The sequence below is a fragment of the Nodularia sp. LEGE 04288 genome, from assembly GCF_963896525.1.
Lineage (GTDB): Bacteria > Cyanobacteriota > Cyanobacteriia > Cyanobacteriales > Nostocaceae > Nodularia.
In genome coordinates, this window is the sequence record NZ_CAWQOY010000093.1 from 69,220 (window position 1) to 82,080 (window position 12,861).

Genomic DNA, 12,861 nt, shown 5'->3' on the forward strand with positions numbered 1-12,861 from the left:
TAATTCAGATGGGGCAGCCACAAAAATCTTTAAGCGACGAACAACAGATTCTAGCCTTGTGCCGCGTCCTCCAAAGCCTGAGAGAAGAGGATGATGTTGACGTTCTGATTGCAACTACTATTTCTTATATCCAACAGGAATTTGACTACAGTCTGATTTGGATTGCGCTTTACGATCGCCTCCAGCACACATTATTTGGCAAAGGCGGGATTACACCTGATCAAGACAAGAGTTTTCTGCACAAACGGGTTTTTCTCAATCCCGGCGACATATTAGAGCAAGTAGTCATTGAACAGGGACCATTAGGTGTAGTAGATTTACGTAACGAAAACCGGGCTGCAACATGGCAAGAATTGGGTAGAAAACATAACATTCAAGGCGCGATTTTTTGGCCTATTCGCCATAAAAACCGTTTTTTAGGTTTACTATTACTCGGTTCCAAACGTTGGGGTTACTTACTGACAGGAGACACAAAGACACGATTAACAATGATTTTAGGGGTATTAGGAGCAGTACTCTATCAAAAAGAGATAGATTTGCAGCAACAGCAAACCAAACGCCCTGATGAACCATTATTAAAATTACTAGAAAATATCCGCGTTCTGAATAATCTCGATCAAAGGCTCAAAGCAGTGGTAGAGGCCACCCATAACTTTGTCTCTCCCAGTCGGACAAATATTTATTGGTTTGAGCGACAAGGGCGTTATTTTTGGTGTCGGATGAGTAATCATCTGGTGAATATCGGTCGTGATTATGGAGATAAACAACAAGCACCAGGAATGACAGTGCAGGAGTTGAGCGAATTGTATTATGCTTTGTCCGTGAATGAAATTGTCTGGATTGGTGATGCCCGGAGTTCTCTACAAAGCCATTTTACCGCCAAATTGTTAAAACGCTTGCAAGTGCGATCGCTGTTAGCAGCTCCGATTTTATGGCACAAGGATCTACTAGGATTTTTGGCGGTGGAAGATCATGAACCACGAATTTGGGCAGAGGCGGATAAAAATTTTCTCCAAGGTGCGGCGGGGCTAATCTCTTTAGTTGCTCCCATCGACAGCATGGAAAGCACCATCAAACAAATTCAAGATGATACCCAGCTAACTAGCCAAGTTGCTCAAGCTATTTATCACAAGGATGAATTTAACGAAATTCTCCGCACCTGTGCGACAAAAGTTTTAGCTCGACTAGCTGCTACGCGCTTTTTACTCTTGCAATACGACGCTGACCAAAATAATTATCAAATTATCTACCAAAGCCAACCTCATAATCGCCGACCTTTAACATTTGCTCTCAATGATCTCGCAGAAGTGGATAATTCTTTATTAAAGAATGTTAAAGCTGCGGTAGAGGTGGAGAAGTTAGATGAAGATTTACGGTTTTTTAACTGGCGACATCCCCTGATCGAACATGGTGTGCGATCGCAGTTAATTTGTAATTGTACTCAAGGTCATGCACCAACAGTGCTTGTGCTGCTCACTCACGAAACTCATCGCACTTGGTCAACCTTGGAAAAAGAACTGCTGTGGGTCGTTAGTCAACAAATTGGTGTGATTGTCCAGCAATGGCAATTGCAAATTGATAATAAGCAGCAACGAAAGGTATTATTCAGCATTCAGCAATGCCTCACAGCCATTGAACACAGCGATCAAAATCCCACTACCGAAACCAGGGAAAAACATCTAGAACGGACTGTACTAGAACAAATAGTATCTGTTCTCGATTGTCCCTTGGCACTGATTTTATCTTGGTCTTCTGGTGAGATTTATGCCGAAATTATCGAGTTAAGCACTGATACTAGATTTAAAATTGTGGCAGATGCACAAGTAACTATTAAGTCTGAAGCTCTGATCCAATGGGCGCTGTGCCAAGATAGTTACCTGAGTTTCAGCGTGGATGATTTACCACCGGAAACCAGAAAATGGTTGAATGGTTTAGGAATTGGTCAAATTTTAATCCTGGCATTACGTACTGCTGCTGCTTATGAACCCACAGGCATAGTAGTGATAGCAGATCATCGTCAACGTCAATGGTCACAGCTAAGTCTCAATGCTACAGAAACTCTGGTGACTCAATTAGCTTGGTCGCGTCGTCAACAGCAAGTTACCCAACTGTTAGAGTCTACAAACGAGGAATTACAACAACTCAATTGGTATAAACATAGTCGTCTGGAGGAAATTCAAAGAACAACAGCGCTGATTCTCGAACAAATACATGATTTGGGGATTCCTAGTAATGATCTGACTCGGACACGTTACCAGTTACTGTTGCAGCAGTTAGACCAAACAACAGCCTCCATGACTGGATTACTGAAGCTGGAACAATGGCAGTTACATAAGAATGCGGAGACTATGCCCATTTCCACTTTACTCAAGCGATCGCTCGAACGAGTAGAAACTTTATTTCAGCAACACAAGTTATGGGTGGGTGTGCATGGTTTGGGACAATCGGGTGGAGAATACCAATCAGTCAATAGCCCTTCATTCCTGTCCGGGATTCAGACTTCAACCTATCCTTCCTCAATGGCGATCGCTGGTGATATTGTCAAAATTGAATTAATCCTGCACGAATTATTAGTTTTTGCCTGTCAACGTTCTAAAAGTGGAGGCAGAATTGATATCTGGTGTCGCCGTTTAGATGAGGAATTATTAGAATTATCGATTACAGATAATGGCTTCGTTGAACCACAGTTACTGGCAGAATTAGATCAAAATATACCCAAGGATGTGCTGAAACTTTCTCCACTCGACCAACCTCCAGGCTTACATCTGCTGATTTGCCAAAATCTGATCCAGCAACTAGGAGGAGAATTGCATATCTATCAGTTACCAGATAGCCGGGTAGTCAGTCGCTTAATGTTGCCATTAGCTGGCAAAAATCATTAGGAAATTATTTTTCAGTTATCCTCCTTTTGTCGCTAACTCGTTATAATATTTTTCCATCGCTCTCAAACATCAAACTCACCTCGGCATGGTATTCATCATGGGACGAGTTCGTTCTAAATCAGACCTACCTGCAAAAATTTGTCCGGTATGTCAACGTCCCTTCACTTGGCGCAAGAAATGGCAAGATTGCTGGGACGAGGTGAAATACTGCTCAGAACGTTGCCGTCGTCGCCGTTCTGAGACTAATACCTAATTTATAGTAAAACCAACTACAACTGAGACGCAAATAGCGCAAGGGTTATAGATAGATGAATTTACAGGTGCAACCTAAAGTAATTATTCATGGAGGAGCTGGTAGTTCTCTCCACGGTAAAGGAGGATTAGAGTCGGTGCGCCGCTCACTTTATCGGGTAGTAGAGGCAGTTTATTCTCTTCTCCTGTCAGGTGCAACTGCATCTGAGGCGGTTTTACAGGGTTGCCAAATGTTAGAAGATGACCCCCGCTTTAATGCTGGTACTGGTTCAGTACTGCAATCTGATGGTCAAATCCGCATGAGTGCTTCTTTGATGGATGGTACATCAGGGCGTTTTAGTGGTGTAATTAATATTTCGCGGGTGAAAAATCCCATTGAATTGGTACACTTTTTACAAAGTTCGCCAGATCGGGTACTTTCCGATTACGGTGCAGCTGAACTAGCACGGGAGTTACAAGTTCCCTTATTCAATGCTTTAACTGATTTAAGATTGCAGGAATGGATGCAAGAGCGCCAGGATAACTTTAAAAGCACAATGGCTGGCGTGGTAGCAGAACCGGAATTAGTGGAAACCAGCAATGCTGGACGTGGCACCATTGGTGTAGTCGTTTTAGATTCCTATGGTGGGCTGGCTGTTGGCACTTCTACAGGCGGTAAAGGCTTTGAGCGTATTGGTAGAGTCAGTGATTCTGCTATGCCCGCAGGTAATTATGCTAATAGTCATGCGGCAGTTAGCTGTACTGGTATTGGGGAAGATATCATCGATGAATGTCTAGCTGCCAAGATTGTGGTGCGGGTAACTGATGGAATGCTGCTCAAGGATGCTATGCAGCGCTCGTTTACGGAATCGAGTAAAAATCAGCGCGATTTGGGTGCGATCGCCATCGAAGCTACTGGAGCGATATCATGGGGTAAAACTAGCGAGGTATTACTTGCTGCCTATCACGATGGCGAAAGCATTGGTGATACTTTGGAATGGAATAATGGGGAATTAGTTGGCTGTGTTTAAGGTTTAGGGTAATTTTTTTCTAACGCAGAGGTTCGCTGAGGATTTTTAAATCAAGCGCCGCTTTTTTCAGGGTTATTTGAGATTCTTGTGGGAGAATAGCCATTAATTCTCTGTGTTTCAAGTTATCACCACCAGATTTGCGGCGCTTGTTTGTTTTGTTGATCCTGTCAGTAATCATGAAGTGGTTTCATTGTCAAGTTTTTTCTTTTGCCAACCTTGTTTAACTACTTGACGACTCCGGGCAATTACTAAAGAATTATCAGCTACATCTTCTGTCACAGTTGAACCTGCGGCGACATAAACATCATCTCCTAACGTGACTGGTGCTACTAAAACACTATTGGAACCAGTCTTAGTGCGATCGCCTATGTGGGTAGGATGTTTTTTCACGCCGTCGTAGTTAGCAGTAATTGTACCTGCACCAATATTTACCTGATTACCTGTAGTGGTATCACCTAAGTATGATAAATGTGCGGCGTTCGTGCGATCGCCTAACTGAGTATTTTTCAATTCGACAAAATTACCCACACGGCAATTAGCACCTACTACTGCATGACCACGTAAATGAGCATAAGGGCCAATTCTGCTGCCTGTCTGCACAACGCTATCTGTAACTACAGAAAACTGGACTGTGACGTTTTCACCCAATTGGCTATTTTCAATTAAACTCCCAGGGCCAATACAACTCCCTGTTTGAATCGTAGTATTTCCCCGTAGGTGAGTTTGCGGTTGAATAATCACATCAGACTGTAATTCTACGGTGTCATCAATGGTAATGCTTTGAGGGTTGATCAGGGTAACACCAGCCGCCATCCATTTTTCCTTGACACGCCTTTGGATAATTTCGTCAGCTGTTGCTAGTTGTAGGCGATCATTAATTCCCAAAATTTCCTGATCATCTTCCACATCAACAGCCATGACTTTACCCACTTGAGTCACAGCATCTGTGAGGTAATATTCTTTTTGAGCATTATTTGCCTGTAAGTGGGGTAAAACCTGAGCTAACTTCTGCCAATTAAAACAGTAAACCCCAGCATTAATCCGACAATTTTGTTTTTGAGCCGCAGTACAATCCTTTTCTTCCACAATTTGCTGGACAATATTTTCACTATTACAAAAAACGCGCCCGTAGCCCTGGGGTTGAGTTAGGTGTGAGGTAAGGATGGTGGCGGCGTTCTGATTTTCTTGGTGAGTTTGTAATAATTGTTTTAGAGTTTGGCTGCGTAATAACGGTATATCGCCATTTAGCACCAGCAAATCTCCTGTGTAACCCTCCAGGTGGGGTAATAATTGCTGGATGGCATGACCTGTTCCCAGTTGTTGAGTCTGTGCGACAAACTCCAAGTTAGGGGACTGCATGGCTGCTTTGACTAATTCTGCCTGATACCCCACAATCACCATCCGCCGTGAAGGGGAAAGTGCTTCTACGCTATCGAGAACTCTCTCAACTAGCGATCGCCCACCCAAAGAATGTAAAACTTTGGGTAGGTGTGATTTCATCCTGGTGCCGCGTCCCGCCGCTAGAATTGCTACAACTACCATAATTTAGCTATCAGCTATCAGTAAAGTACGTTTTCGCGCTTGATATTTCAATATATTTCGGCTCAAATCATAGCAGTTAATCTAACCAACACCAAAATCTTTCCAGGTACACAACTGGGGATATTGATCGACAGCGGACTGCCTAGTTTCCATTCCGGAAGCGACTAAAGTCGATAAACTGCTGCACTAACTTGGGATTGCGCCAACCTGAATCAGTTTCTTGCTGCATTACAGATATTGCTTCTTCTAAACTAAAGGCTTTTTTATAAGGTCTTTCGCTAGTTAAAGCATCGTAAATATCAATTATCTGAAATACTTGTGCTAAGTAAGGAATATCATCCCCTTTGAGTCCATCAGGATAGCCCGATCCATCCCAGCGCTCATGGTGATGGCGAATAATGGGAATTACACCCTTCATACTCCGGAGTGGTAGACAGATTTTTTCCCCAATTAAAACGTGCTGCTTCATAATTATCCAATCTTCGGGGGTGAGTTTGCCTTTTTTCAGTAGCACCGCGTCGGGAATACCCACCTTGCCGATATCATGCAGATATCCACCCCACATTAAATCTCGAATTCGGTAGCGCGAAAGATTGAGGTATTCACCAAAAGCCTGTCCTAATTTGACTAACCGTTCGCAGTGATCGCCTGTATTGGGATCACGACATTCAATAGCCTTAGCCACAGAAAACAGCACTTTCTCGGCATGGTCTAAGTCTTCATTTAAACGCTTTTGCCGCACCAAAGATTTTACACGCGCTACTAGTTCTACATTGTCAAAAGGTTTGCTGAGAAAATCATCCCCCCCGACTTCAATTCCTCGGATAAGCGATCGCTTGTCATTTAAGGCTGTAATAAAAATTATTGGTATGAGCCTAGTATGTTCATCCTGCTTCAGCAACTGACAGACTTCAAACCCATCCATTCCCGGCATCATCACATCCAGCAAAATTAAATCTGGTTGTTTTCGTTTTACTAGTAATAAAGCAGTCGGACCACTTTCAGCCTCAATCACTTCGTATCCTTCCATCGACAAAAGAGCAACCGCAGTGATTCGACTGGCTGTATTGTCGTCAACCACTAAAACTGTCGGCAATTCTGAATCTAAACCGTTCACCACTTTAGAAGGTATAGCTTGTGGAGTTATAGAAATTAACGAATCGTAACCATAATTAAGATCATTTTTCATCCAATCTGGAGCTACTTGTATCTGTTCCCGCCGGAGATGACCTTGAGATGACTCCAAGGGATAACCTGCTAAGATTGGCGATTCTAATGCATGATTGGAATTGATATTATGTAATTTTTTCACGTGGTTTGACCCTCCAAATTGTTCTTCAGTAGAGTCTGTACAGTTGGAATTCCATGAAATCACAAAAGCACCCCACTTGTTCAATAAAGTTAACAGTGTCGGACGGAAAAAAGTAATTTAGTATCTCATCATCATATACTTTACAAGTATACAATGTTTAGACCTGGACAAATTTTTCCCAATCTGGGATTGTATTTTTTAATATATTTTGATTAGTTTATGGCTGACACCCAATTTGTGATTTCCCCCGCTTGGCTTTTTGAACATCTTAACGATCCACACATCGTTATTGTAGATTGTCGCTTTTCTCTTGCTGACCCTCAACTAGGAAAACAACAATACCAAGCAAGTCATATCAAAAATTCTTATTATCTAGATTTGAATCAGGATCTTTCCAGTCCTATAGGTAAGCATGGCGGTAGACATCCTTTACCAAATGTCAATGATCTAGCTCACAAGTTATCAGCAATTGGGGTAGATTCCCCAAAAAGTTTAGTTGTTGCTTATGATGATTCGCGCTTGGCCTTTGCATCTCGTCTTTGGTGGTTATTACGCTATCTAGGACATGAGCAAGTAGTTGTATTAGATGGAGGATTTACCGCATGGCAAAAAGCTGGTTATGCAGTCACAGACGTGATTTCAACACCCCAGAAAGGTAATTTTATCCCGAAAATCAGACCAAACTTGGTAGTAGATATTGAGGCGGTGAAAAGTCGCAAAGACTTACCAAAAGTAGCTTTAGTAGATTCTAGAGAAGGCGATCGCTACCGAGGAGAACGAGAGCCAATAGATACAATTGCTGGTCATATTCCCGGTGCTATTAACTATCCTTGGCAAGACATTACCAGCTCTTCTGGTTATTTACTTTCTGCATCAGAGCAACGCCAACGCTGGGAGAAACTAGAAAAAGCTGAGGAAATTATAGTTTATTGTGGTTCTGGTGTAACTGCTTGTGTGAATTTACTTTCTTTGGAACTAGCCAATATTCACACAGGAAAACTTTATGCTGGTAGTTGGAGTGACTGGATTAGTTATGACTTTCAAAACTGACCTAATTGCCAATTGTAGTTAAGACTAAAAAACCAACCATCAAAATTAATATGCTGAACTCTAGATCCACCAAATCTTCAGCCACTCTATTGTGTTTTAGGTTAGTTGCATGACAGTCGAAAGAAAACTATGGTTTCAAATAGCTCTTCAGATCAAAGGATCAGTAATTTTAGCGATTTATAAACGCGTTATTGGGTGTGGATTATTTGGAATTTTTGTGTCTATACTTTATAATTTCAAATTATCTGTATCCCAACCAATTTTAGAAAGTGTGATTCCTAGTATTGTTTTAGGCTTATTATTAGTTTTTCGCACTAATACAGCTTATGAACGCTTTTGGGAAGGCAGAAAATGTTGGGGTTCCATAGTAAACAACGTGCGAAATTTAGCAAGACAAATTTGGGTATCCATTGATGAAATATCCGCAGAAGATAGAAAAAATAAAATTGCTGCATTGTATTTATTAGTAGCCTTTGCTGTAGCGACTAAATTACATTTGCGTGGAGAGTTGATAACGAATGAGTTAGAAGAACTAATCCCAGACTCTAAGTATAGAAATCTTGAGAATATGAATAATCCACCCCTAGAACTTGCCTTCTGGATTGGAGATTATTTACAGCAGCAGCATAATCATAAATGCCTTCACATCTACCAGTTAATAGCAATGCAAGAGTTATTAAATAATTTGGTGGATAATTTAGGATCATGCGAACGAATTTTAAAAACACCCATACCTTTAGCATACGCTATTCATCTCAAACAGTTATTATTACTGTATTGTTACCTATTACCTTTTCAATTAGTGGAAAGTCTGGGGTGGTGGACAGGATTAATTGTGGCGTTGATTAGTTTTACTTTATTTGGCATTGAAGCTATCGGGTTGGAAATAGAAAATCCTTTTGGTTACGATGCTAATGACTTGCCATTAGATGCAATTTGCAACACTATGAAACGCAATATTGACGATTTAATTACGCTGAGTCCTAGCATTGGATTATATAATTAAAACGTATAATTTTAGAAGGGAAAAAACTGTTTAGACAAACGAGTCTGATTATCTTGCCTACGGGCAGATAATATAACCTGAAAAGACTACAGGATAAAGAGTACAGGAATTTGTGATCATAAAGCCCTATCTACCGCAAGACCACAACCGTTTGCACTAATGGAATCTAACCAAATGCTAAATTGGGTAGCATATTTTATTGACAGGGCGTTAATAGTGACTAAGGAGAAGGTGCCAATAAATTTTTATTTGTCCGCATCTTCAAAATCTGCTAATGCGTAAGCAAACTCACTAAAAGCTGTTTTAATTAACACCTCTTTCATATTTCTTTCCAAGCGAGAATTGCGGATGATTTCTGTTAACTCTATAAACAGCACAGAAAACATATACCTGTCTTGGCGGTCAATTTGTTTCAAACAAGAGAAGATAAAATTATAAAGCTCAGTTTGTCTAGCTTTGGTTTGTTCTTCCCATATTTGGAAACCAAGCCGGAAGGTTTTTAACCGGATCTCATTAACGTTGTAGGACGTATCTTTGTAGCGAATTGATACGCGCTGAGGCATATCCATAAGTTTTAGGCATGGAGATTTGATATAAAGTATTATTCATCTGTTTCTTGGTTAATCCGGATAAAACATGATTAACATTTCTGATTTTGCTGCCAAAGAGTAGAAGATATCATTTGGTGTCTACCAATCCTACACGTAAAGCAACGCGCTTATACTTGCTGGCATCATAGGGAATGCCTGCGTGCATCACTTGCGAATTATCCCAAACAACAAGATCACCCGGTTGCCAAACATGAGTATAAACTGGTGTACGTTCCAAAACAGTTTGAAATAATTCCTGCCAGAACTGTTTTGCCAAATCCAATGTATCTTCCATACCAACAAGAATTGATGTATCTGAACCTAGATATAATCCTTTTTTCCCAGTTACCTGATGAATGGAAACAATGGGATGCCTTTTCATTGGTACATCATGTCCTGGCTGATGGTTTCTTGGTGGTAAATGGTACATAGACATTTGCTCTAATTGCTGCTGATGCTCAGGATCGAGATTATTATAAGCTTCTATCATGTCGAGAAAAGCCGTTGTGTGGGGCTGACCATCGATTCCCTCTGGCGGTATTTCTACTCCATAAAGCATCACCACATACAAAGCATTCATATCCAGACCTGCTGTTGTAGGAAGTAAATCTTTATCATGATGCCATTGCCAAGCAAATTTGCCGACAATTTCCTGAGTATCCTGTTGGGGATTTCCTAAAATAGATACACCAATACTTTGTAAATCTGGATCAATATTTGGATCAAGGGGTTTAGGGGGATAATTAATATTAGACTCACCAAAAGTTTGGTAGGCAAATTCTTTTAGCTGTGATGCAGTTAAACGTTGGTTTTTGACAACAATCACGCCATGCTGCCAAAGAGATGTTTTGAATTGATTTATCTCTTGGTTTGTCAGTTGTGTGAGATTGCATTCTGGCAATACTTCTGTGCCAAGTCGAGAATGTTGCTGCACTGTTTGAAGTTGCATTTTAAAACCCCTATTAATATTACTCTTTCTGATTCTCTGCGCCACCCTGCGGGAAAGCTTTCCGCTAACTGCGCCTCTGCGTGAGATAACACCCAAAAATTGCTCACTACTCATTGATCAAAGTGAGTATAAGAGTGTCGAAAGTGCGTTTTTAATTTTTCAGCTAAAACTGCCAAGACAACGGACACTAGAGCCGCAAGAACGAGTATAATACTACTCAGCCCATCTGTGATGATTGCCAAAACTGCTAGAGCGATTCCTACGGCGGCAAAGGTTTGTTTTAGTTGATTTGTGACCCGATATGCCTGATTGCATGAACTACAAATAAGTGTATGTTGTAAAAATCTGTCTGCATCTGGTAAAGTTTGAGAGCAATCATTGCTACCGATATTTTTAGAAGTAAAATAACCTTGATAATATGGTAAAGAGTCACCAAATTTATCTAACCATTTGCGGTAACTAATCACTAATAAATCTGATGTTTTTAGTGGCAAATAAATTTTATTTAAACTTTGTTGTAACCTCGCTATTTCTGCTTGTTGCCCTAATATTTGAGGTAAATCCTGTTCTAAAACTTTGTTTTGCCGCAAGTGTTCCAGCCAGCGAGGTTTAGACTTAAATTTTTCCATCATAAAATTGCGATATCTGCGGAGTAAAAGACGGCATTTACCCTTACCAATAGGAATTGAATATAAAGCTATGCCAGCATACCAACCAGGTTTAATTACGTTTAATTTGTAATGAACTAAATTGGGCGCAATAAAATCCAAATTTTGCCAAGGTGCATCACTATTTCGGCTTTGGCGGATTTTCCCCAAAAATCCTTTAACGTAAAAATCGCTGACTTCCATTTCTAATGGTTGGGCGCTGGCTCGATTACCTTCAGTGCCATCATGGCTGATATAAACATGAGCCGGATCAACAAAGTTTTCTATTAAATAAGTTTGGTCATAAGGTAAATCTCTCATATAGTCGGTGTGGACAAATTCTGGGTTTTCCAAGTCCGCTATAGTGGGGATGAGTTGATCAATGGCAGTTTCAGTTTCTCCCGCCCAAACCCAGATTAAGCCTTGACGTTCTACAACTGTAAACGATTGCACACAAGCATTTAGAGGAATTTTGGTATCTTCTGGTAACTGCGGAATGTGCAAACATTGACCATCAATGCCAAACTGCCAACCATGATATGAACATTCAATTTTGCCATCAATAATTTGTCCATCAGAGAGTCTGGCGGCGCGATGGGGACAACGGTCTGTTAAACACACAAGTATGCCATTTTGATTCCTGAATAACACAAAAGGTTCATCATACAAAGAAAAACCATAAGGAATATTTTTGGGCAAGTCTTGCAGAAAGCAGACGGGATACCAGCATTCTCGCCAATGAAATTCTTCTTCCTCTTCGTGCATCGTTTCTGGCTGGGGTGTCTGAGTCTCTAATGTCATAGTGCTGACGGCGTGGATGTAATTCTAATACTGTCTAACTGGATGTGGTGAATCCATCTGCTGTTAGGAAGATGCGATCGCATATTTATATAACTCTCTTGGCGTTGCTGATTGAAAGTATGAATTAGCTTCATGCAAAGGCAAGTAGCGATCGCCCTTGAGGAAAACTTTACGATCTACTGAGAGTACGTACTTATTGTGATGTCACTCCACACCCGCCTCTAAGTAATAATTCCATGCTTCCCATTGACTAGCGCGGGGGCAAAGATACTTTTGGTGATGGAATAATCACTATTTTAATACAAAAGTTTATATTTATATATAATAAATTTAAATTTTTCAGTAATATTACTAGAAAGGAAAATCACAATAAATTTATAAAACTTTCATTGAACGGCTAGTAAAATATTTTACATATGCAATCATATATAAACTCCTCATAGTATGTTTGACCCTACAGCACTAGATTCAAATTCAAACTCACCTTTGGATAATTCTTCCAATCAGTTCGGTAATTTTGATGAAAATAGTTACGGATTAATTCCCAAGGCAACATTTAAAAATCCCATTGCCATGACAGATACGCTGGCTTTTAATGGTCAACAAGCCAATATCATTGTTGGGGACTTCAATGGCGATGGGAAAGATGATGTCATCCGCCAGGAGTTTGGTAATTCGGTTGATGGCTATCGAGATACAGAAGTTTATTTATCCCAAGGGGATGGTCTTTTTGCTAATCCCATTGCCATGACAGATACGCTGGCTTTTAATGGTCAACAAGCCAATATCATTGTTGGGGACTTCAATGGCGATGGGAAAG

General features: G+C 40.6%; 12 protein-coding genes. 6 read left to right on the top strand and 6 right to left on the bottom strand.

Translation table 11 applies throughout. The annotated features are described in order from the left end of the window. The first annotated feature begins 8 nt into the window (after positions 1 to 8). From AACX33_RS07020 to AACX33_RS07030, 3 genes are all read left to right on the top strand, one after another. Positions 9 to 2,882 carry a sensor histidine kinase gene (locus tag AACX33_RS07020; RefSeq protein ID WP_193999272.1) on the top strand — a complete coding sequence of 958 codons (2,874 nt, stop codon included), beginning with the start codon at positions 9 to 11 and terminating at the stop codon, positions 2,880 to 2,882. Positions 2,883 to 2,979: 97 nt separating this feature from the next. Continuing rightward, complete coding sequence (locus AACX33_RS07025; RefSeq protein WP_193999556.1) at positions 2,980 to 3,135, top strand: DUF2256 domain-containing protein; 156 nt, start codon at positions 2,980 to 2,982, stop codon at positions 3,133 to 3,135. Positions 3,136 to 3,190: 55 nt separating this feature from the next. Beyond that, positions 3,191 to 4,144, top strand: a complete 954-nt coding sequence (locus tag AACX33_RS07030; RefSeq protein WP_193999270.1) for an isoaspartyl peptidase/L-asparaginase — start codon at positions 3,191 to 3,193, stop codon at positions 4,142 to 4,144. Positions 4,145 to 4,163: 19 nt separating this feature from the next. Here the strand turns inward: AACX33_RS07030 and AACX33_RS07035 are convergent, their stop codons facing one another. The 3 genes from AACX33_RS07035 to AACX33_RS07045 all read right to left on the bottom strand — a co-directional run bounded on the left by AACX33_RS07035 (position 4,164) and on the right by AACX33_RS07045 (position 7,061). Beyond that, positions 4,164 to 4,322: a hypothetical protein gene (locus tag AACX33_RS07035; RefSeq protein ID WP_193999268.1), complete on the bottom strand. Its 159-nt coding sequence runs from the start codon at positions 4,320 to 4,322 to the stop codon at positions 4,164 to 4,166. Beyond that, the gene (glmU, locus tag AACX33_RS07040) at positions 4,319 to 5,686 is read right to left on the bottom strand and encodes a bifunctional UDP-N-acetylglucosamine diphosphorylase/glucosamine-1-phosphate N-acetyltransferase GlmU (RefSeq protein ID WP_193999266.1); all 1,368 of its coding nucleotides are present in this window, start codon (positions 5,684 to 5,686) and stop codon (positions 4,319 to 4,321) included. The genes AACX33_RS07035 and glmU overlap by 4 nt, the downstream gene beginning before the upstream one ends. A 142-nt stretch (positions 5,687 to 5,828) precedes the next feature. Then, the gene (locus tag AACX33_RS07045; protein WP_193999264.1) at positions 5,829 to 7,061 is read right to left on the bottom strand and encodes an HD domain-containing phosphohydrolase; all 1,233 of its coding nucleotides are present in this window, start codon (positions 7,059 to 7,061) and stop codon (positions 5,829 to 5,831) included. Between the two features lie 156 nt (positions 7,062 to 7,217). Between AACX33_RS07045 and AACX33_RS07050 the strand changes: the two genes are divergently transcribed. Beyond that, complete coding sequence (locus AACX33_RS07050; protein ID WP_193999262.1) at positions 7,218 to 8,048, top strand: sulfurtransferase; 831 nt, start codon at positions 7,218 to 7,220, stop codon at positions 8,046 to 8,048. A 109-nt stretch (positions 8,049 to 8,157) separates the two neighbouring features. Continuing rightward, entirely contained in the window at positions 8,158 to 9,054 is an 897-nt protein-coding gene (locus AACX33_RS07055; RefSeq protein WP_193999260.1) for a bestrophin family protein, read from the top strand. A 245-nt stretch (positions 9,055 to 9,299) separates the two neighbouring features. On the opposite strand, the gene AACX33_RS07060 is transcribed toward AACX33_RS07055, so the two are convergent. The 3 genes from AACX33_RS07060 to AACX33_RS07070 form a co-directional block, all read right to left on the bottom strand. Further along, entirely contained in the window at positions 9,300 to 9,623 is a 324-nt protein-coding gene (locus AACX33_RS07060) for a hypothetical protein (RefSeq protein ID WP_193999258.1), read from the bottom strand. Positions 9,624 to 9,732: 109 nt separating this feature from the next. Beyond that, positions 9,733 to 10,593: a TauD/TfdA dioxygenase family protein gene (locus AACX33_RS07065; protein WP_193999256.1), complete on the bottom strand. Its 861-nt coding sequence runs from the start codon at positions 10,591 to 10,593 to the stop codon at positions 9,733 to 9,735. Between the two features lie 110 nt (positions 10,594 to 10,703). Beyond that, the gene (locus AACX33_RS07070; protein WP_193999254.1) at positions 10,704 to 12,041 is read right to left on the bottom strand and encodes an aromatic ring-hydroxylating dioxygenase subunit alpha; all 1,338 of its coding nucleotides are present in this window, start codon (positions 12,039 to 12,041) and stop codon (positions 10,704 to 10,706) included. A 486-nt stretch (positions 12,042 to 12,527) separates the two neighbouring features. Between AACX33_RS07070 and AACX33_RS07075 the strand changes: the two genes are divergently transcribed. Continuing rightward, the coding region (locus AACX33_RS07075; RefSeq protein WP_339406242.1) for an FG-GAP repeat domain-containing protein at positions 12,528 to 12,861 on the top strand (334 nt) is incomplete at its 3' end.